Raw genomic sequence first — 17,852 nt, 5'->3', positions numbered from 1 at the left:
ACCCTCCCCGCCCGAAGATCGTCCCTCCGTGAGAGATCGTGCCTGAATCCACAGACGATCTCTCACGGAGGGACGATCTGTGTGGCGGGGCACCGCACTGAAATCCATTTCGTCCGAATGTCTGGACAAAGTAATGTGATGCGTCCTACAGTGAGTGACATCACGGAACATCGCACGATCGAGGAGAGCTGAGACCAATGTCGACACCGCAGCAGTCCGAACTCCGCGTCGCCGTCGTCGGCGCCGGGCGCATGGGCTCGGACCACGTGGACCGCCTCGCCCACCACACCCTGCGCGCCCGGGTCAGCGCCGTCGTGGACGTCGACCGCGAGCGGGCCGCCGCCGTCGCCGCCGCCGCCGGAGAGCCACAGGTGTTCTCCAGCGTGGACGAGCTGCTGACCGCCGAGGCGGCCGACGCCGTCGTGCTGGCCACCCCGGGATTCCTCCACGAGGAGGCCCTCCTGAAGCTCCTCGACGCCGGGATCCCCGTGCTGTGCGAGAAGCCGCTGACCCCGGACCCCGACTCCGCCCTGCGCGTGGTGGAGGCCGAAGTCGCCGCTGGCCGCCAGCTCATCCAGGTGGGCTTCATGCGCCGCTTCGACGCCGGCTACCGCCGGCTGAAGGACGCGATCGCCTCCGGCGAACTGGGCGAGCTGCTGATGCTCCATCACCAGCACCGCAACCCGGAGGCGCCGGCCGAGTTCACGGACGAGATGGTCATCCATGACTCCGTGGTCCACGAGTTCGACGCCGTCCGGTACTTCACCGGCGAGGAGATCACCGACGTCTCCGTGCGGATCGGACGGACCACCTCCCGGACCGGCAACGTGCGGGACCCCCAGCTGGTCACTGTGCAGACCGAGTCCGGACTGCTGGCCACCGTGGAGATCTTCGTCAACGCCCAGATCGGCTACCAGGTGCACACTCAGGCCACCTTCGAGAACGGTCTGGTGAAGATCGGCGAGGGCTCCGAGGTCGAGGTCACCACCGCCGGCCGCACCGGCGTCGAGGTCGACGCCGGATTCGTCACCCGGTTCCGCGACGCCTACGACCTCGAGGTCCAGCAGTGGGTGGACGCCACCCTGCGCGGCGAGATCGCCGGGCCCAGCGCCTGGGACGGATACGCCACCGCCGCCTGCTGCGCCGCCGGCGTCGCCGCCCAGCAGAGCCGCACGGTCGAGCATGTGGTGGCGCCCAAGCCCAGCTTCTACGCCGCCGCCACAGGCTCCCCCGCCCTGGCCTGAGCCCGACCACTCGCAGACCCTGCCCCCACCTGCCCCGAGGACCCCTCCATGAAGTACGCCCTGGACCCCACCCCCTTCCACCGGACTCACTCGCTGCTGGAGTTCCCGCGGCTCGCCGCCGACCTGGGATTCGACTGGCTGCAGATGACCCCGCACCCGGACTTCATCCCGTTCTTCAACCACCCCAAGGCCGACGACGACCTCGTCGCCCGCTTCCGCGCAGCCTGCGCGGATGCCGGCGTCGGCGTCGCCTCCGTGCTGCCGGTGCTGCGCTGGTCCTCCCCCGACCCGGACGCCCGCGAGGCCGCCGTCCGGTACTGGAAGCGGGTCATCCAGATCACCGTGGACCTGGGAGTGGAGCAGATCAACACGGAGTTCTCCGGCCGGCCCGAGCTCGCGGAAGAGTCGGAGCGCGCCTTCTACCGCTCCCTGGAGGAGCTGCTGCCGATCATCGAAGCCGAGGGGCTCAACGTGGCCATCGACCCCCACCCTGATGACTTCGTGGAGCAGGGGCTGGCCGCCTGGCGGGTGATCCGCGGAGCCAACTCGAAGAACCTGAGCTTCGTCTACGTCGCCCCGCACACCTTCCACTACGAGGATCCGATGGCCGCCATCCTCGACGAGGTCGGCGACCGGCTGCGAGTGGTCCACGTGGCCGACACCTATGATCACCACCGCTCGGATGGACTCCGGTACATCACCAACCCCCCGGGCAACGCAGCCCGGGTGCACCAGCACAACAAGATCGGCGTCGGCGACGTCGACTGGGACCACTTCTTCGCAGAGCTCGCCCGCAACGGCTTCGACCAGCGTGAGGACACGGTCATGGTCACCAGCGTCTTCGGCGAGAACGAGGACGCCATGGAGGTCTCCGCCTATCAGCTGCGTCAGATGCGCGAGCGCATGGCGGCGGCTCGGGGCTGACCCGCCCCCCTTCCCGCCCCGACCGGGCCCCGCGCCCGGATTCCCCTCCAGGCGCCCGACGTCGCGTCGGGCGTCCGTGAGGCGCACCCACCACCCGGCACAGACAGGATCGCCAGATCATGGACACACACCGCACACGCCCGGCCCCTGACGGGAGCGTCGGCTCCGGGCGGAAGAAGAGCACCGTCCTCATCTACCTCTTCGGGGCTCTCGGAGGGCTCAACTGGGGCTATGACACCGGAGTCATCTCAGCGGCCCTCGTGTACCTGCGCCCCGAGTTCGAGCTCAGCAGCTGGGCCGAGGGCTGGATCGTCACCGGCCTGATCATCGGTGCCGTCTTCGGCGCTGCCGTCGGCGGACGACTCTCGGACACGTACGGCCGATGGAAGATCCTCATGGCCACCGCAGTGACGTTCATCGTCGCGCCCATCGGCATGGCGCTGGCCCCGGACCCCAACACGCTGTTCGTCTTCCGTTTCATCGTCGGCCTGGGCTCCGGACTGGCTGCGGTGACGCTGCCGGTCTACCTCTCGGAGATCTCCCCGGCGCGGATCCGCGGAAAGGTCACCGCCTTCTACGCCCTGGCGATCGTCACCGGCCAGTTCATCGGCTTCATCATCGGACTGGCCTTCGCGCCGCTGGAGTCCTGGCGATGGATGCTCGGGCTCTCAGTGGTCCCGTCGCTGCTGTTCGCCGTCGGTCTGGCGTTCATCTGGGAGACGCCCCGCTGGCTGGTCAAGAAGGGCCGAGAGGCCGAGGCCCTGACCATTCTGCACTACGACCGCACCCCCCAGGAGGCCGAGCGGGAGCTGCAGGAGATCCACATCATCAATGAGGCGGAGAAGGCAGCCGGCGCCCAGAACCTCAAGGCACTGCTGCAGCCCTGGGTGAAGCCGATCCTCTTCGTCGGCCTCGGACTGGCGATCCTGCAGCAGATCATGGGCATCAACACGATCATCTACTACGCGCCCACCACGCTGCAGAACGTCGGCTTCACCGACCAGGCGGCCATCGCCGCCAACCTGATCATCGGCGTCATGAACGTGCTGGCCATCTGGCTGGCCCTGACCTACGCGGACCGCTGGGGGCGCCGGCCGCTGCTGCTCGCAGGGGCCGCAGGCACCTGCCTGAGCCTGGCGGTGCTGGCGCTGACCAACCTGCTGCTGCCCGAGCCGGACGGCTTCGGCGTCGTCGGGATCGTCACCCTGACCTGCATGGCCGTCTACATCTTCATGTTCCAGGCCAGCTGGGGCTCCATGGTCTGGGTGATGCTCGGGGAGATCTTCCCGCTGGGCGTCCGTGCTGCGGCCATGGGCCTGGCCACCACCGCCCTGTGGTTCGCCAACGGCGTCGTCGCCCTGGGGTTCCCTCCGGTGCTGGAAGCGGTCGGCGTGGGCTGGCTGTTCGCCGGGTTCTCCGTGATCTGCTGCGCCGCCCTGGTGTTCACCTACCGGCGAGTGCCGGAGACCAAGGGAAGGTCGCTGGAGGAGATCGAGTCCACCTTCCGCAACACCGCCGGCATGCCGGTGGTGCCGAACCCGAAGCGCATGCGCTGAGTGGTTGCAGGACCTCTCATGAAGGAGACCAGTGATGAGTGAGCAGAGAATCGGCGTCGCCGTCATCGGCGCCGGGATGGCAGGGGCGGCCCACGGGGCGGCCTGGCGAGCCGCCACCACGGTGCGCAGCCCTTTCCCCCGCCCGGTGAAGCTCGCGGCGATCGCCGACCTCGCTGAGCCGCTGGCCCGTGATGTCGCCGGACGCTACGGGTATGAACGGGTGGAGACCGATTGGCGCGCACTGCTGGAGGCCGAAGACGTCGACGTCGTCTCCGTGGTGGTGGCCAACCGGCTGCACCGGGAGATCGTCGAGGCTCTGGTGGCCGCCGGCAAGCACGTGCTGTGTGAGAAGCCGCTGGCCGACACCCTCGACGACGCCCGTGCCATGGCGGAGACCGCGCGGCGAGCCGAGGACGCCGGCCAGGTGGTCCGCATCGGCTTCACCTTCCGCCGAGCCCCGGGACTTGCCGCTCTGCGTGAGCTGGTGACCTCGGGAGCATTGGGCGAGGTGGTGCATCTTCACGGCCGGTACCTGGCCGACTACGGCTGCGACCCGCAGGTCCCGATGACGTGGCGCTACCGGGGCGGCCCGGGCTCTGGGGCCCTGGCCGACGTCGGCAGCCACCTGCTCTATGCCGCGGAGTTCCTGGCCGGGCCGATGCGCTCCGTGGCCGGGGCACAGTTCCGCACCGTGATCCAGGAGCGTCCGCTGCCGGTGGGGTCCACGGTGGGACATGGGAAGGCGGAGGTCAGCGAGGAGACAGAACCGGTGACCAATGACGACTGGGCTGGTTTCACGGCGCAGTTCGACGTCGCCGCCGGCACCTTTGAGGCCTCCCGGGTGTCCCCCGGGCACCCCAACGGTCTGCGCCTGGAGATCTCCTGCCGCGACGGAGCCGCCGTGTGGGACCAGGAGCGTCCTGCGGAGATCCAGGTCCACACCCGGGACATCGGCGGCAACCGCCAGACCGACAACGGCTTCCGCACCGTGAACCTCGGACCCGGACACCCCTATGTGGGTGAAGGTTTCGCGATGGCCGCCCCGGGCATCGGCTTCGGCCAGAACGACGGCTTCGTGTTCCAGGCCCGCGCGTTCCTGGAAGAGGTGGCCGGGCTGGCCGCGGAGGACTCCTGGCCGCGGAACGCCAGCTTCGAGGACGGCGTGCACAATATGGAGCTGATCGAGGCGATCGCCGCCTCGGCTGCCGCCGGCGGGTCCGAGGTCAGGGTTCCCTGACCTCCGCACCTGACGCCCCCGCCGCAAGACCCGCACACGTCGGGTCGAGCTGGTGTGTCAGTGAGCGCCGCGGATGCGCATGGACCGCAGTCGCTCGCCGTCGACGGCGAAGGTGAACTCCGAACGCCCGTTGGCGTGGTTGCTGCGCCAGTCGGCGATCACGGTGACGGCTTCGCCGTCGGCCTCCACGGATTCGACATCCATGGTGCCGCGGGCGCCGATGAACTCGACGTCGCTCCAGGCCTTGATCTCGTCCCGGCCGGTGAAGATGCGGCCGAAGTCGTCGACGAACCCCTCCTCGCCGAACGCGGCGAGAAACGCCTCCTCATCGTGGCGGTTCACGGCGGCGACGAAGCTGCCCACCGGTTCGGGGATGTCCGGCATGATGCCTCCTGCGTGGGTCGTAGAACTGGTCGTGCCCAGGACCCTACGTGCCCTGCCCGCAGGAGCGAAAGAGCCTGCGCCTCACCGCAGCCCGGCCACACGTGCCGCCTCCATGAGCACCGCCGCCGCCTCCTGCACACCCTCCACAGCACCCAATGAGGTGTCTTCGTGCTCGATGTGCACAGCCATGTCGGGGTCCACCTCCGCGAGCGCAGTGAGGAAATCGGCCCAGTAGGCGGCGTCGTGCCCGCGCCCCAGCGCCACGAAGTCCCAGGCGGAGGCGGAGGGCCACTCGTTGGCGTACTCCTCCGCACCGATCTGCGTGCGGGGCTCGTCGGGACTCAGTCGGCGGAAGCTGTTGTCCAGCACTCCGCACCAGGCGGCCTCGGGATTGATCCGCACGTCCTTGACCGCCGCGTGCACCACACGCCTGCCCAGCCGGCGCACCACGTGGACGGGGTCCATCTGCTGCCAGAACAGGTGGCTGGCGTCCAGCTCCACCCCCAGTCGGCGCGCTCCGGTGCGCTCGAGCAGCTCCAGGAAGCTCGGCGGGTTGAACACCAGGTTCTGGGGGTTCAGCTCCAGGGCCACCGTGACGCCATGCTCGGCGGCGAGCGCGTCGATCTCCGTCCAGAACGGGACGGCCACCTCCCACTGGTGCTCCAGGACGTCCAGCGCGCGGGAGGACCAGGCGTTGACCACCCAGGTGGGCTGGCCAGCACCGGGCTCCGCACCGGGCAGCCCGGACATGCACACCACTCGGGTCTGTCCCAGCGCCCCGGCCACTCGGATGCTGCGCCGCAGGTCCTCGGCGTGCCGTTCACCGGTGCGCGGGTCCGGATGGAGCGGATTGCCGTTGCAGTTCAGGCCCTGCGGAGACACCTCGGTGCCCTCGAAGATCCGCAGCCATTCGCGGGCGGCGGCGGGGTCGCCGTCGAGCTCCTCCACCGGGATGTGCGCGGCGGGAAGGAACCCGCCGGTGTTGAGCTCGACGGCGTCCAGTCCGGCTTCTGCGACGATCGGCAGTACGTCGGCCAGCGGACGGTCGTGCAGCGGCGCGGTGTACAGGCCCAGGTGCATCAGGTCCTCCCCAGGGGTTGCTCATGTTCTCGTCTTCGCGCGAGTTGGTCTGTAGTTGTCGGTACTCGACTCGATCGACTCGAGCATCGACAACTCCAGACCAACTCGCCGAGGGCTCGGACGGGGCGCCTCACTGGGCGGGGCGCCCGCCCAGGGTCTGCTCCAGGTCCGCCTCGACCTGCTTCAGCTCGGCGGTATGGCCGCCCAGCTGGGCCAGCTCGTGGCTGAGCTCCTGCAGCTCCGCACCCCCGGCCATCTGTGCGGTGAGATCATCGATGCTGATCTCGTCCTTGACGTGATAGCCGATGGAACGGCCACGCTTGAGGACCATGAACCGGTCCCCCACGGGGAAGGCATGGTGCGGGTTGTGGGTGATGAACACGACCCCCAGACCCCGGTTCTTGGCCTGCATGATGTAGCGCAGCACGACGCCGGACTGCTTGACCCCCAGCGCGGCGGTCGGCTCATCGAGGATCAGCACCTTCGCGCCGAAGTACACCGCCCGGGCGATGGCCACGCACTGCCGCTCACCGCCGGAGAGCGTGCCGATGGGCTGGTCGACGTCGCGCAGGTCGATGCCCATCTCGAAGAGCTCCTCCTTGGCGATGCGCTTCATGGCCGGCACGTCCAGCCGCTTCAACGGCCCCCAGCCCACGGTCAGCTCCGAGCCGAGGAAGAAGTTCCTCCACACCGGCATCAGCGGCACCACCGCCAGATCCTGGTACACGGTGGCGATGCCCACCTCCAGTGCGTCTCGTGGCGAGTCGAAGACGGTCTCCTCCCCGTTGATCCGCATGACGCCGTCGGTGTGCTGGTGCAGCCCGGCGATGATCTTGATCAGCGTGGACTTCCCGGCGCCGTTGTCGCCCAGCACGCAGGTGACCTGCCCGGCGTGGACGTCCATGGTGACGTCCCGCAGGGCGATGATGTTGCCGTAACGCTTCCCCGCTCCTTCGAGCCGGACCAGCGGGGTCGCCTCGACGCCGTCGGCGACGTCGTCGTGGGGTGACTGCGATGTCGTCTCACTCATGGCCCCTCCTATTTCTTCTCGACCCGACGGCGGACCATCAGGTTCACGATCGTGGCCAGCAGGAGCATCACACCCAGGAAGAAGCGGAACCAGTCCGGGTTCCATTCGGCGTAGATGATGCCGCGGGAGGCCATGCCGAAGATCAGGGCACCCAGCGCCCCGCCGATGGCCGAGCCGTAGCCGCCGGTCAGCAGGCAGCCGCCGATGACGGCGCCGATGATGTAGAGGAACTCGTTGCCGATGCCCTCACCGGACTGGACGGTGCTGAACGCGAAGAGCTGGTGCATGCCCAGCACCCAGGCGCAGAACCCCACGCCCATGAACAGACCGATCTTGGTGGCGGTGACGGGCACACCGACCGCGCGGGCGGCGTTCTGATCCCCGCCGACGGCGAAGATCCAGTTGCCGATCCTGGTGCGCAGCAGAATGAAGGAGGCCACGGCCACCAGCAGGATCCAGTAGAAGATCGTGATGCGGAAGTTCACCCCGAAGATCGTCACGGAGGAGGCGAAGATCGCCTGGGCGGAGGCGAATCCGTCCATGGTGGAGATCGGCGGGGAGGAGACCGAGCCGCCGATGAGCCGGGTCAGCGCCAGGTTGAGTCCGGTGAGCATCAGGAACATGGCCAGCGTGACGATGAAGCTGGGCAGCTTGGTCTTGATGAAGATCAGCCCGTTGATCGCTCCGATGGCCAGCGAGACGACCAGCGCCAGGGCCACGCCGACCCAGATGTTCGTGGCGAAGTACCAGCTGAACAGGGAGGCCATCAGCGCTGAGGAGATCACGGCCACTCCGGTGGAGAGGTCGAACTCTCCACCGATCATCAGCAGCGAGACGCCGACGACCATGATCCCGATGGTGGAGGCCCCGTAGAGCACCGTGGAGATGCCTCCGGGGGTGGTGAAGGGCGGCGCGACGACGGCGAAGAAGATGAACACCACCATGGCGCCCACCGCCGCCCCGACCTCGGGGCGCGCCATCAGGGTGCCGATCAGGCTCCGCTTGCTGACCCGCTCGTCGGCGCCGTCGTCGGGTGCCGCGGGTGCCGCCCCGGCGGGGGCGGTGGATGTCGTGGTCATGGGTCTTGTCCCTTCCGGTCTCAGCGCAGTCCGGCGCCGGCGAACTCGAGCACGGCCTCGGCGTTCTCGGCGTCGACGATGTTGGGTCCGGTCAGCACGGGCAGCCCGCCGCCCGGCTCGAAGGCGCCGTGGAAGTGCAGCCACAGCGAGTCGACCGCGAGGTAGCCCTGCAGCCAGGGCTGCTGGTCGACGGCGAAGAGGATCTCCTCGTCGACGATGGCCTGAGCGATGTCGGCGTTGAGGTCGAAGGAGCCGACGCTGATCTCCGAGCCGGAGGACTGGACCTCGTCGAGGATGGTCATGGTGAACGGACCTCCGAGCCCGATGATCGCGTCGGCGTCGCCGGCGGAGTCGACCTTCGCCCGGACCGTGGAGGCCACCTGCGTCATGTCCGAGCCCTCCACATAGAGGTTCTCGGTGTCGGGCAGGACCTCCCGGATGCCGTCGCAGCGAGATTCGAGGCCCACGTGTCCCTGTTCCTGGATCACGCAGATGGGGTGCTCGATGCCCTGTTCGTCGAGGTAGTCGCCGACGGCCTCGCCGGCCACCGACTCGTTCTGCCCGAAGTGGGCGAAGGCTCCGGCGTCGAAGGCCTCCTCCTCTCCGGCGTTGAGCGAGACGACCGGGACACCGGCGTCGATGGCGCGCTGGACAGCGGGAGTCATCGCGTCCGGCTTGGCCATGGTGACCGCGATGCCGTCAGCGCCGGCGTCGATGGCGGACTGGATGAGCTCCGCCTGCTGGGCGCCTTCGCGGTGAGAGTTGTAGACCAGGTTGATGTTGTCCTTGGCGGCGGCCTCCTCGGCGCCGCTGCGCACGTAGTCCCAGAAGGTGTCGCCTTCCACCGCGTGGGTGATGAGGTAGACGGTGCGCTCCTCGGTGTCCACGCCGCCGGCGCGCTCGGCGTCGTCGCCTCCGGCGTCGGCCCGGCCCCCTTCGGAGGAGCAGGCCGAGACGAGCAGAGCGGCGATGCCCAGCACGGCGGCGAATCGGGCCGAGGCTCGACGACGGGTGCGACGAGATGTGGAGACGGCCGGGGAGGCAGGGCCGGGAGGCGCGGGTTCAGCGGAGGTGGAGGGGGATTCGAGGGTGCTGCGAGTGATGCGAGGCATGATCTCTCCTTCGAGCCTGCGGCCACGGGGTCGCTGCCGCCGTGGCCGTCGTAGGCTCCATCCTGAGTGACTCGCATCACAATGTCAATAGGATGTCAGGACATATGCACAAATTGCGCCCTCGGCCTGGTCCCACCTCCCGACGTGAGTTGGTCCGGAGTTGTGGGGGGGGGGGGGGGGGGGGGGGGGGGGGGGCGGCCCCCCCCCCCCCCCCCCCCCCCCCCCCCCCACAACTCCAGACCAACTCAGCGCGGGTGCCGGCGCAGACACCCTCGGTGGCGCAGGGTGTTCTCAGCATCGCCGCAGTTGCTACCGTGCCCTCATGCTCGATCTGTCAACCCTGCTGACCCTGGAGCACGACGGCTGGACCGCCCTGTGCGAGAACCGAGGCGGCGCGTTCTACGGCGAGCTGATGACCCCCGAGGGGCGGATGGTGCTGGTCAACGGCATGGTGCTGGGCCGTGACGACGTCGTGCGCTCCCTCGATGCGGCGCTCGCCTGGGACACCTTCGAGATCTCAGATGCGGAGCTGATCCGGCTGGGCGCAGACTGTGCGGCTCTGGTGTACCGAGCCCGTGCCACCCGCCCCGGCGAGCCCCCGTTCATCGCCCTGATGTCCAGCACATACTGCCTCATCGGCGACCACCCCCGCCTGGCGCTGTACCAGCAGACCACGATCACCCACTGACGTTTCCGCCCGAACGCACCAGCTCAACGCCAGGAGGCAGGACCGGCTCAGACGCGCACGGCGCTGCCCTGCCGGGAGACGCCGACCATCTCGTCGCGCTCCACGACCTTCACCCGCTCACGAGTCGTGCCGTCCGGCAGCTCCCCGAACTGCTCGCCCAGGGCACGCTCGTGCTCGTCGAGCTGCAGCCAGCCCTCCCAGGAGGTGGTCTGCACCCCGCGGGACTCCAGGAGTTCGACGATGTCACCCGCCTCGGCCGCGCCGTCGGCAGCTCCGCGCCCCGGCAGAGAGGGCAGATCCTCCAGCAGGCAGCCCACCGTCTCGAGGGCGTCACCCTTGGTGTGGCCGATCAGCCCGACCGGCCCTCGCTTGATCCAGCCGGTGGTGTAGACCCCCGGCAGCGGCGTCCCGTCCTCGCCGAGCACACGCCCGGCCTCATGCGGGATCACGCCGCGGTCGGCGTCGAAGGGGATGTCCGCCAGCGGGGAGCCGAAGTAGCCCACCGCGCGGTAGACCGCCTGGACCCGGTACTCCAGGATCTCGCCGGTGCCGCGGACGTTGCCGGTGCCGTCCAGCTCCTGACGCTCCAACCGGATCGCGTCCACGTGCCCCTCACGCTCCCCCTCACCGGAGACGATCTCCACGGGGGAATGCAGGAAGTGCAGGTGCAGCCGACGGGAGGCCGACTGCCGCTGCGGGTCCTCGTCGCGCTCCTCCTGCTCCACCAGCCAGTTGGTGAGCGTGTTGACCATGGTCTTGACCTGGTTGTTGGACTTGATCGCCTCGTCCGAGGCCTCGTCGAACTCGAAGTCCTGCTCGTCCAGGACGATGTCGACGTCACGGCTGTGGGCCAGCTCGCGCAGCTCCAGCGGGGTGAACTTCACCTGGGCGGGCCCACGACGTCCGAAGACGTGCACATCGGTCACCGGCGAGGCCGCCAGCCCCTGGTAGACGTTGTCCGGGATCTCGGTGGTCAGCAGGTCATCGGCGTGCTTGGACAGCACCCGGGCCACGTCCAGGGCCACGTTGCCGTTGCCGATGACGGCGATCTCCTTCGCCTCCAACGGCCACTCGCGGGGGTAGTCCGGGTGCCCGTCGTACCAGGAGACGAAGTCCGCGGCCCCGAAGGAGCCCTTGAGGTCGATGCCCTCGATGTTCAGGGCGGCGTCATCGATCGCGCCGGTGGAGAAGATGACGGCGTCGTAGTGCTGCTGCAGCTCGGCCAGGGTGATGTCCGTGCCGTAGTCCACGTTGCCGATGAAGCGGATCCCGCCGCGGTCCATGACCTTGTGCAGGGCCTTGATGATGCCCTTGATGCGCGGGTGGTCCGGGGCCACGCCGTAGCGGATCAGCCCGAAGGGCGCCGGGTACCGGTCGAAGAGGTCGATCGCGATGTGCTCGCCCTGCTCGGAGCGGGCGATGATGTCGGCGGCGTAGACCCCGGCGGGGCCGGCGCCGACCACGGCGATGCGATGCGTGATGTCAGTGCTCATAGTGGTGTCAGTCCTTCGATTCGTCAGAGGGAGGTCAGGGCCGCCGCGGCGGGGGCGGCGGGTGTGGCGGTGTCGAGCTGCTGCGGCCAGTCGTCGGCCAGCGTCACCACGGCGCCGACGACGATCACCGCCGGGTTGGCGACCTGGCGCCGGGCCGCCACGTCGGCGACGGCGTGCAGCCGGGACAGGGTCACCCGCTGGTCCTCCATGCCCCCGGATTCGATGATCGCCACCGGTGTGGAGGCGTCGTGCCCGTTGACCATCAGCTGCGTGGCGGTGCGCCGCAAGGTGGAGACGCCCATGAGGATGACCAGGGTGTGCTGCTCGGAGCGCGGGACGACGTCGAGGTCGTCGTGTCCGGTGATCACGGTGAAGCCGCGGGACAGACCCCGGTGCGTCAACGGGATCCCGGCCTCCGCCGGCACCCCCACCGCCGAGGTGATCCCGGGGACCACCTCCACGGTGATGCCGTGGCGTCGGCAGTGCTCGCGCTCCTCGGAGCCGCGGCCGAGCACATAGGGGTCGCCGCCCTTGAGCCGGGCCACGCGCAGTCCGCGGCTCGCCCGGTCCACGAGCAGGGCGTTGATCTCGTCCTGGGTGGCGGTGTGCCGCCCGGGCGTCTTGCCGACGTCGATCACCTCGACGTCGTCGCGCAGCTCGTCGAGCAGCCCACGGGGGCCGAGCCGGTCGGCCACCACGACGTCGGCGGCCATGAGCAGCTCGTGACCCCGGTGGGTGATCAGATCCGGCTGCGCGGGTCCTCCGCCGATGAGGGCGACGTGCCCGGTGCGCGGGGTGGTGTGCTCAGTCATGATTCCAACAGTCCTCTCGTCGTCAGCAGCCGGCGTTCGATGGGGGCGAAGACCAGCAGCTCCACGACCACCCCCACCAGCAGGATGATCAGCACCGCGGTCAGCACCACCGACATGTCGGCCAGCGCCCTCCCCTGGTCCAGCAGCGTGCCCAGCCCGAAGCCCATGGAGCCTCCGGTGGCGATGATCTCGGCGGCCATCAGCGAGCGCCAGGAGAACGCCCACCCCTGGCGAAGTCCGCCCACATAGGAGGGCAGGATGGCCGGCAGCAGGATGCGGGTGGTCATCTGCCAGCGGTTCGCCCCCAGCACCCGTCCCACCCGGTGGTGCTGCGGCGGGACCTGCCGGACACCGGCGATGAGGCCGTTGACCACCGAAGGGATGGCGCCCATGAAGATCACGAAGTACACCGTCGCGTCGGTCAGGCCGAACCAGATGACCGCCGCGGGCACCCAGGCCACCGAGGGCAGCACCTGCAGCCCGGAGATCAGCGGTCCGAAGGCCTGGCGCAGCATCCGCACCTGGGCGATGATCAGCCCGATGGGAGTCGCGATGAGGATGCTCAGCGCGAACCCCGCCAGACCGCGGCCCAGGGACGTGCTGACGGCCTCCCAGAACGCACCGGTCCGCCACAGCTCCCAGGCGGTCCCGGCGACGTCGATCGGCCCGGGCACCATGTCCGTGCGCCGGTGCCCCGTCATCACATAGAGCTGCCAGGCGATGACGACGACGGCGAGCGCGGCCACCGGCAGCAGCACCGACTGAGGATCGAGTCGCCGTCGGGGCGCTCCCCCGGCTGTCTCCAGTGCGTCGAGCCCGCGGGAGAGGTCGGCGACGTCGTCTCCCCGGCCACGGCCTGAGCCGGTCGAGGACGCGTGTCGGAGCAGCTCGACCTGCTCAGGAGCTTGGCGATCCGGGTCGGGGCGCGTGTGCTCCTCAGTGGGTGTCGCCACCATGGCGTCCCACCTCGTTCCGCAGCCGCTCGGTGATCTCGTCGACCAGCACGGCGCGACGGGCTCCCTCACGGTCCTCCTCGGCGACCTCCCATTCCCCGATGATCCGCCCGGGGCGGGAGGACAGCAGCAGCACGCGCTGGCCCAGGTGCACGGCCTCGTCCACCGAGTGGGTGACGAAGACGATGGTGCGCCCGGTGGTCCGCCAGATGCGCAGCAGCTCCTCATGGAGCAGCGACCGGGTGATGGCGTCCAGGGCGCCGAAGGGCTCGTCCATGAGCAGCACGGGCCGCTCCTGGGCCAGGGCTCGGGCGAGCGCCACGCGCTGCCGCATGCCCCCGGAGAGCTCGTGCGGGCGGCGGTGGGCGTGCTCGGAGAGCCGCACCAGATCCAGCAGCTCGGCGGCCCGCTGGCGGCGGACCTTGCGCTGGCGGATCTGGCAGCGCCCCTCGGCCAGTCGCAGGGCGAGCATGATGTTCTGCTCAGCGGTCAGCCACGGGAACAGGGAGGCGTCCTGGAACATGAAGGCCGCCCCGCCCTCCGTGACCTCGATGGCGCCGCCGGTGGGCCGCTCCAGCTGAGCGATCATGCTCAGCAGAGTGGACTTGCCGCACCCGGAGGCGCCCAGCAGGCAGACGAACTCGCCCTCAGCGATGTCGAAGCTGACCTCCGAGAGCACCTCGGGGCCCTCAGCGAAGGACTTGTCCACGGTGTCGAACACCACGGCCTCGTTCATCGGTCCTCCTGTCCGGCGCTCGGGACGCCGTCATCATCGGTCTGCGCGGAGTCATCACTCGGCTCAGAATCATCAGTCGGCTCAGGTGAGCCGGGCTCCACCGGCGCCGGGACCACGAGCCCGTCGAGGGCGACGTCGTGCCCGGTCCCGGCAGTCACGGAGTCCTCCACCAGCTGGGGGAAGGCCGAGGCCACCGGGTCGGTCGTGAACGTCACGTGGGCCAGTGCCCGGGTGAGCACCGGTTCAGGCAGCTCCAGGCCCACGTCCTCACTCAGCTGCGCATTGAGCGTGCTGTGGACCTCCGCCTCCTCGGAGGTCTGCAGCCAGGCCACCGCCGCGTCGGTGGCCGCGGCGAGGTCCTTGACCGTCTGCGGGTGGGCCTCGGCGTACTCGCGGTTGACCGCCAGCACCGTGGTGGGGAACTCTCCTTCGGGCCAGAGCTCGCGCTCGTCCACCAGCACCTGACCGCCGGCCTGCTCCACCAGCCGGGAGGCCCAGGGCTCGGGCACCCAGGCGGCGTCGACGCGACCCTGCTCGAAGAGCCGCAGCACCTGCGGGTTGTCCGTGGGGGTGATGTCCACCTCATCGGTGAGGCCCTGCTCGTGAAGCCACACACGGGCGGCCACATCCTGGGTGCCGCCCAGCTGCGGCGTCGCCAGCTCGCGTCCCGCCAGGTCCTCCGGAGAGTCGATGCCCTCCCGGACGATCAGCTGCACTCCCCCGCTGGCGGCACCGGAGACCACGACCACACTCTCCCCGCCGGACTGCGCGTAGGAGTGGATGGCCGGGTTCGGACCGATGAAGGCGGCGTCCACCGCCCCCGCGGTGAGCGCCTCCAGCGCGGCCGGACCGGCGGTGAAGGTCTCTGCATGGAACGCCGTGCCGTGCAGGTGCTCGGCGAACAGGTCCTCCTGCAGCCCCACCAGGGCCGGTGCGTGGGTGACGTTGGGGAAGTAGCCCAGCCGCAGCTCCTCAGCCCGCTGGTCACCGGCGTAGAGCTCCTCGGCCGAGACTGCCTCGGGCTCATCGTCCTCCTGCGGCCAGGTGGTGGCCAGCACGGCCGTGCTGCCCACCAGCAGGGCCGTGCCGGCCCCGACGACGACGGCGAGCAGCCGACGCGGGCCGGGGGCCCGGGTGAGCACCCGGCCGTCAGGGGCCGTGGTCTGCTCAGCGGTGATGCGGACGCGGCCCATGGCTCACTCCGCCAACCAGGCGTCGTCGTCCTGGGCCTCGGTGTCCGCAGCGGCGGGCAGGCGCACCATGCCCGCGGCGAGAGTGTCTCCGCTCTCCGGGTGGATCAGCAGCACCGCGCCGGTGCGCTTGGCCACGGCGTAGTCGTCCACAGGCAGGGCACGGGCCAGCCGCACGGTCACGGTGCCGATGTCGTTGAGCACCAGCTGGTCCGTGGGCCGGGACGTCAGGCTGGCCAGGTCGAGCCGGTCGGTGACCTCGCTGACCAGTGCCTTGACCGTCTCGGTGCCGTGCTTGACCAGCACCCGGGCACCGTCGGTCAGCGCCCCGTCGCCCAGCCAGGCCAGGGACAGGGTCAGCTCGTCGCGCTCGACGGCGGGCGCCTCCGGCGCGGCCAGCAGGTGGCCGCGGGCGACGTCGAACTGGTCCTGGAGCTCCACCACCACGGACTCGGGCGCGGCGGCCCGGTCAGCAGCGTCCACGGGGCCCGTTCCCTCGGCGGCGGCCTCCTCACCGGCGGCACGCGCCTGCAGAGCCGTGCGGTGGACTGCGCTCACCGTGGTGCGGTGGCCGCCGGGCTGGATGAGCACCTCATCTCCGGCCGCCAGCGACCCGGAGACGATCTGCCCGGCGTAGCCGCGGAACTCCGAGTGCGGCCGGATGACGGTCTGCACGGGCAGCCGCAGCGGTTCGGTGCGGCGGCGGGCGTGGTCGGCGTCCGGCAGCTGCTCCAGGATGGGCAGCAGCGCCTCGCCGTCGTACCACGGGGTGTGGGCGGACGGGGCGACCACGTTGTCTCCGCGCAGGGCGGAGACCGGCACCACGATCGGTGCGGTGGCGCCGGAGGCTCCCCCGTCGTCGGCCTGCAGCTCGGCCGCGATGCGGGCGACGTCGGCCTCCACGGTCCGGAAGGCGTCCTCCCGGTAGTCCACCGCGTCGATCTTGTTGACCGCGATGATCACGTGCTCCACCCGCAGCAGGTGGGCGACCGCCAGATGGCGGCGGGTCTGCTCCACCACGCCGTGTCGGACGTCCACCAGCAGCACCACGGCATCCGCGGTGGAGGTGCCGGTGACGGTGTTGCGGGTGTACTGGACGTGCCCGGGGCAGTCGGCCAGCACGAAGCTGCGCCGATCGGTGGCGAAGTAGCGGTAGGCCACATCGATGGTGATCCCCTGCTCCCGTTCGGCGCGCAGGCCGTCGGTCAGCAGGGCGAGGTCGAGCTCCGCGCCGTCGTCGCCGAAGCCCCGTTCCTTGGAGGAGCGGGCGACGGCGTCGAGCTGGTCGGACAGGATGGCCTGGGCGTCGTGGAGGAGGCGGCCCACCAGAGTGGACTTGCCGTCGTCGACGCTGCCGGCGGTGGCCAGCCGGAACAGTGTGGCGGTCATCAGAAGTATCCGTCCTTCTTGCGGTCCTCCATGGCGGCCTCGGAGAGCCTGTCGTCGGCGCGGGTCGCACCGCGTTCGGTGATGGTGGCGGCGGCCACCTCGTGGAGCACCGCGGTGTTGTCCGCGGCCTCAGAGAGCACCGCCCCGGTGCAGGACATGTCACCGACGGTGCGGTAGCGCACGCGCAGCACCTCGGTGGGCTCCGCCGCGGTGGGGCGGCTGTGCGGACCCACGGCCCGGATCATGCCGTCACGGTGGAAGACCTCGCGGTCGTGGGCATAGTACAGCGGAGGCAACTCGATGTCCTCGGCGGCGATGTAGCGCCACACGTCCAGCTCGGTCCAGTTGCTGATCGGAAAGGCCCGCACGTGCTGGCCCGGCCGGTGGCGTCCGTTGTAGAGGTTCCACAGCTCGGGGCGCTGGCTGCGCGGATCCCACTGGCCGAACTCGTCGCGCAGCGAGAGGATGCGTTCCTTGGCCCGGGCCCGGTCCTCGTCCCGCCGGGCGCCGCCGAAGACGGCGTCGAAGCGGCGCTGCGCGATGGTGCGCAGCAGCGGCACCGTCTGCAGCGGGTTGCGGGTGCCGTCGGCGCGTTCGGTGAGCTCGCCGGCGTCGATGAGCTCTTGGACGCTGCCGACCACCAGCTCCAGGCCGAGGCGCTCCACGGTGCGGTCACGGAAGTCCAGGACCTCCTCGAAGTTGTGACCGGTGTCGATGTGCACCACCGGGAAGGGGATCCTCCCGGGCCAGAACGCCTTGGCGGCCAGGTGCAGCATGACCACGGAGTCCTTGCCGCCGGAGAACAGCATGGCCGGCCGATCGAACTCGGCGACGACCTCCCGGATGATGTGGATGGACTCGGCCTCCAGGCGGGCCAGCGCGGACTGGCCGGCGAGGTCGACGACGTCGGCGGCCCGTGGGGCCGCGGCGGTGGCGGTGGTCATC

The 17,852-nt window shown here is 70.0% G+C and carries 17 protein-coding genes; 5 read left to right on the top strand and 12 right to left on the bottom strand.

What is annotated here, in order from left to right; genetic code table 11:
• Positions 1-197 precede the first annotated feature (197 nt).
• The 4 genes from Q7C18_RS12915 (at position 198) to Q7C18_RS12900 (ending at position 4,961) form a co-directional block, all read left to right on the top strand.
• On the top strand, positions 198-1,244 hold the full coding sequence (locus tag Q7C18_RS12915) for a Gfo/Idh/MocA family oxidoreductase (RefSeq protein ID WP_311025727.1): 1,047 nt from the start codon (positions 198-200) through the stop codon (positions 1,242-1,244).
• Between the two features lie 48 nt (positions 1,245-1,292).
• Positions 1,293-2,168, top strand: coding sequence for a sugar phosphate isomerase/epimerase family protein (locus Q7C18_RS12910; protein WP_311025726.1), 876 nt, complete (start codon positions 1,293-1,295; stop codon positions 2,166-2,168).
• 119 nt (positions 2,169-2,287) lie between these two features.
• Positions 2,288-3,724: a sugar porter family MFS transporter gene (locus tag Q7C18_RS12905; RefSeq protein ID WP_311025725.1), complete on the top strand. Its 1,437-nt coding sequence runs from the start codon at positions 2,288-2,290 to the stop codon at positions 3,722-3,724.
• 34 nt (positions 3,725-3,758) lie between these two features.
• On the top strand, positions 3,759-4,961 hold the full coding sequence (locus tag Q7C18_RS12900; protein ID WP_311025724.1) for a Gfo/Idh/MocA family oxidoreductase: 1,203 nt from the start codon (positions 3,759-3,761) through the stop codon (positions 4,959-4,961).
• 57 nt (positions 4,962-5,018) lie between these two features.
• Here the strand turns inward: Q7C18_RS12900 and Q7C18_RS12895 are convergent, their stop codons facing one another.
• The 5 genes from Q7C18_RS12895 to Q7C18_RS12875 form a co-directional block, all read right to left on the bottom strand.
• Positions 5,019-5,345 carry a nuclear transport factor 2 family protein gene (locus tag Q7C18_RS12895; RefSeq protein WP_070158611.1) on the bottom strand — a complete coding sequence of 109 codons (327 nt, stop codon included), beginning with the start codon at positions 5,343-5,345 and terminating at the stop codon, positions 5,019-5,021.
• An 81-nt stretch (positions 5,346-5,426) separates the two neighbouring features.
• Positions 5,427-6,425, bottom strand: coding sequence for a sugar phosphate isomerase/epimerase (locus Q7C18_RS12890; protein WP_311025723.1), 999 nt, complete (start codon positions 6,423-6,425; stop codon positions 5,427-5,429).
• Positions 6,426-6,555: 130 nt separating this feature from the next.
• Complete coding sequence (locus Q7C18_RS12885; RefSeq protein WP_070158609.1) at positions 6,556-7,455, bottom strand: ATP-binding cassette domain-containing protein; 900 nt, start codon at positions 7,453-7,455, stop codon at positions 6,556-6,558.
• Between the two features lie 8 nt (positions 7,456-7,463).
• Positions 7,464-8,534 carry an ABC transporter permease gene (locus Q7C18_RS12880; RefSeq protein ID WP_070158608.1) on the bottom strand — a complete coding sequence of 357 codons (1,071 nt, stop codon included), beginning with the start codon at positions 8,532-8,534 and terminating at the stop codon, positions 7,464-7,466.
• A gap of 20 nt (positions 8,535-8,554) precedes the next feature.
• Positions 8,555-9,646 carry a substrate-binding domain-containing protein gene (locus tag Q7C18_RS12875; RefSeq protein WP_311025722.1) on the bottom strand — a complete coding sequence of 364 codons (1,092 nt, stop codon included), beginning with the start codon at positions 9,644-9,646 and terminating at the stop codon, positions 8,555-8,557.
• A 322-nt stretch (positions 9,647-9,968) separates the two neighbouring features.
• On the opposite strand from Q7C18_RS12875, the gene Q7C18_RS12870 reads away from it, so the two are divergent.
• Positions 9,969-10,334 (top strand): nuclear transport factor 2 family protein, encoded by a 366-nt coding sequence (locus tag Q7C18_RS12870; RefSeq protein WP_311025721.1) that lies wholly within the window; start codon positions 9,969-9,971, stop codon positions 10,332-10,334.
• Between the two features lie 47 nt (positions 10,335-10,381).
• On the opposite strand, the gene Q7C18_RS12865 is transcribed toward Q7C18_RS12870, so the two are convergent.
• Genes Q7C18_RS12865 through cysD form a run of 7 tightly spaced genes read right to left on the bottom strand, consistent with a single transcriptional unit; the run spans position 10,382 to position 17,851 of the window.
• On the bottom strand, positions 10,382-11,827 hold the full coding sequence (locus Q7C18_RS12865; RefSeq protein WP_311025720.1) for an FAD-dependent oxidoreductase: 1,446 nt from the start codon (positions 11,825-11,827) through the stop codon (positions 10,382-10,384).
• A gap of 23 nt (positions 11,828-11,850) precedes the next feature.
• A complete protein-coding gene (cobA, locus tag Q7C18_RS12860) occupies positions 11,851-12,639 on the bottom strand; it encodes a uroporphyrinogen-III C-methyltransferase (protein WP_311025719.1) in 789 nt (262 codons plus the stop codon).
• Entirely contained in the window at positions 12,636-13,595 is a 960-nt protein-coding gene (locus tag Q7C18_RS12855; RefSeq protein ID WP_311025718.1) for an ABC transporter permease, read from the bottom strand. The genes cobA and Q7C18_RS12855 overlap by 4 nt, the downstream gene beginning before the upstream one ends.
• Entirely contained in the window at positions 13,576-14,328 is a 753-nt protein-coding gene (locus Q7C18_RS12850; RefSeq protein ID WP_085437697.1) for an ABC transporter ATP-binding protein, read from the bottom strand. Before Q7C18_RS12850 ends, Q7C18_RS12855 begins: the two co-directional genes overlap by 20 nt.
• A complete protein-coding gene (locus Q7C18_RS12845; protein WP_311025717.1) occupies positions 14,325-15,521 on the bottom strand; it encodes an ABC transporter substrate-binding protein in 1,197 nt (398 codons plus the stop codon). The genes Q7C18_RS12850 and Q7C18_RS12845 overlap by 4 nt, the downstream gene beginning before the upstream one ends.
• 3 nt (positions 15,522-15,524) lie before the next feature.
• Complete coding sequence (locus tag Q7C18_RS12840) at positions 15,525-16,907, bottom strand: GTP-binding protein (protein ID WP_311025716.1); 1,383 nt, start codon at positions 16,905-16,907, stop codon at positions 15,525-15,527.
• A complete protein-coding gene (gene cysD / locus Q7C18_RS12835) occupies positions 16,907-17,851 on the bottom strand; it encodes a sulfate adenylyltransferase subunit CysD (RefSeq protein WP_311025715.1) in 945 nt (314 codons plus the stop codon). Before cysD ends, Q7C18_RS12840 begins: the two co-directional genes overlap by 1 nt.
• Position 17,852 lies beyond the last annotated feature (1 nt).

Origin of the sequence: Nesterenkonia sp. CL21, from assembly GCF_031705515.1 — a bacterium.
Lineage (GTDB): Bacteria > Actinomycetota > Actinomycetes > Actinomycetales > Micrococcaceae > Nesterenkonia > Nesterenkonia aethiopica.
This window is presented reverse-complemented; position numbering and strand designations above follow the sequence as displayed.

Coding starts and splice junctions, on each gene's coding strand:
- cobA (WP_311025719.1), bottom strand. CDS start 12,639: ATGACTGAGCACACCACCCCGCGCACCGGGCACGTCGCCCTCATCGGC.
- Q7C18_RS12900 (WP_311025724.1), top strand. CDS start 3,759: ATGAGTGAGCAGAGAATCGGCGTCGCCGTCATCGGCGCCGGGATGGCA.
- Q7C18_RS12840 (WP_311025716.1), bottom strand. CDS start 16,907: ATGACCGCCACACTGTTCCGGCTGGCCACCGCCGGCAGCGTCGACGAC.
- Q7C18_RS12910 (WP_311025726.1), top strand. CDS start 1,293: ATGAAGTACGCCCTGGACCCCACCCCCTTCCACCGGACTCACTCGCTG.
- Q7C18_RS12905 (WP_311025725.1), top strand. CDS start 2,288: ATGGACACACACCGCACACGCCCGGCCCCTGACGGGAGCGTCGGCTCC.
- Q7C18_RS12880 (WP_070158608.1), bottom strand. CDS start 8,534: ATGACCACGACATCCACCGCCCCCGCCGGGGCGGCACCCGCGGCACCC.
- Q7C18_RS12850 (WP_085437697.1), bottom strand. CDS start 14,328: ATGAACGAGGCCGTGGTGTTCGACACCGTGGACAAGTCCTTCGCTGAG.
- Q7C18_RS12885 (WP_070158609.1), bottom strand. CDS start 7,455: ATGAGTGAGACGACATCGCAGTCACCCCACGACGACGTCGCCGACGGC.
- Q7C18_RS12870 (WP_311025721.1), top strand. CDS start 9,969: ATGCTCGATCTGTCAACCCTGCTGACCCTGGAGCACGACGGCTGGACC.
- Q7C18_RS12915 (WP_311025727.1), top strand. CDS start 198: ATGTCGACACCGCAGCAGTCCGAACTCCGCGTCGCCGTCGTCGGCGCC.
- Q7C18_RS12845 (WP_311025717.1), bottom strand. CDS start 15,521: ATGGGCCGCGTCCGCATCACCGCTGAGCAGACCACGGCCCCTGACGGC.
- Q7C18_RS12890 (WP_311025723.1), bottom strand. CDS start 6,425: ATGCACCTGGGCCTGTACACCGCGCCGCTGCACGACCGTCCGCTGGCC.
- Q7C18_RS12875 (WP_311025722.1), bottom strand. CDS start 9,646: ATGCCTCGCATCACTCGCAGCACCCTCGAATCCCCCTCCACCTCCGCT.
- cysD (WP_311025715.1), bottom strand. CDS start 17,851: ATGACCACCGCCACCGCCGCGGCCCCACGGGCCGCCGACGTCGTCGAC.
- Q7C18_RS12895 (WP_070158611.1), bottom strand. CDS start 5,345: ATGCCGGACATCCCCGAACCGGTGGGCAGCTTCGTCGCCGCCGTGAAC.
- Q7C18_RS12855 (WP_311025718.1), bottom strand. CDS start 13,595: ATGGTGGCGACACCCACTGAGGAGCACACGCGCCCCGACCCGGATCGC.
- Q7C18_RS12865 (WP_311025720.1), bottom strand. CDS start 11,827: ATGAGCACTGACATCACGCATCGCATCGCCGTGGTCGGCGCCGGCCCC.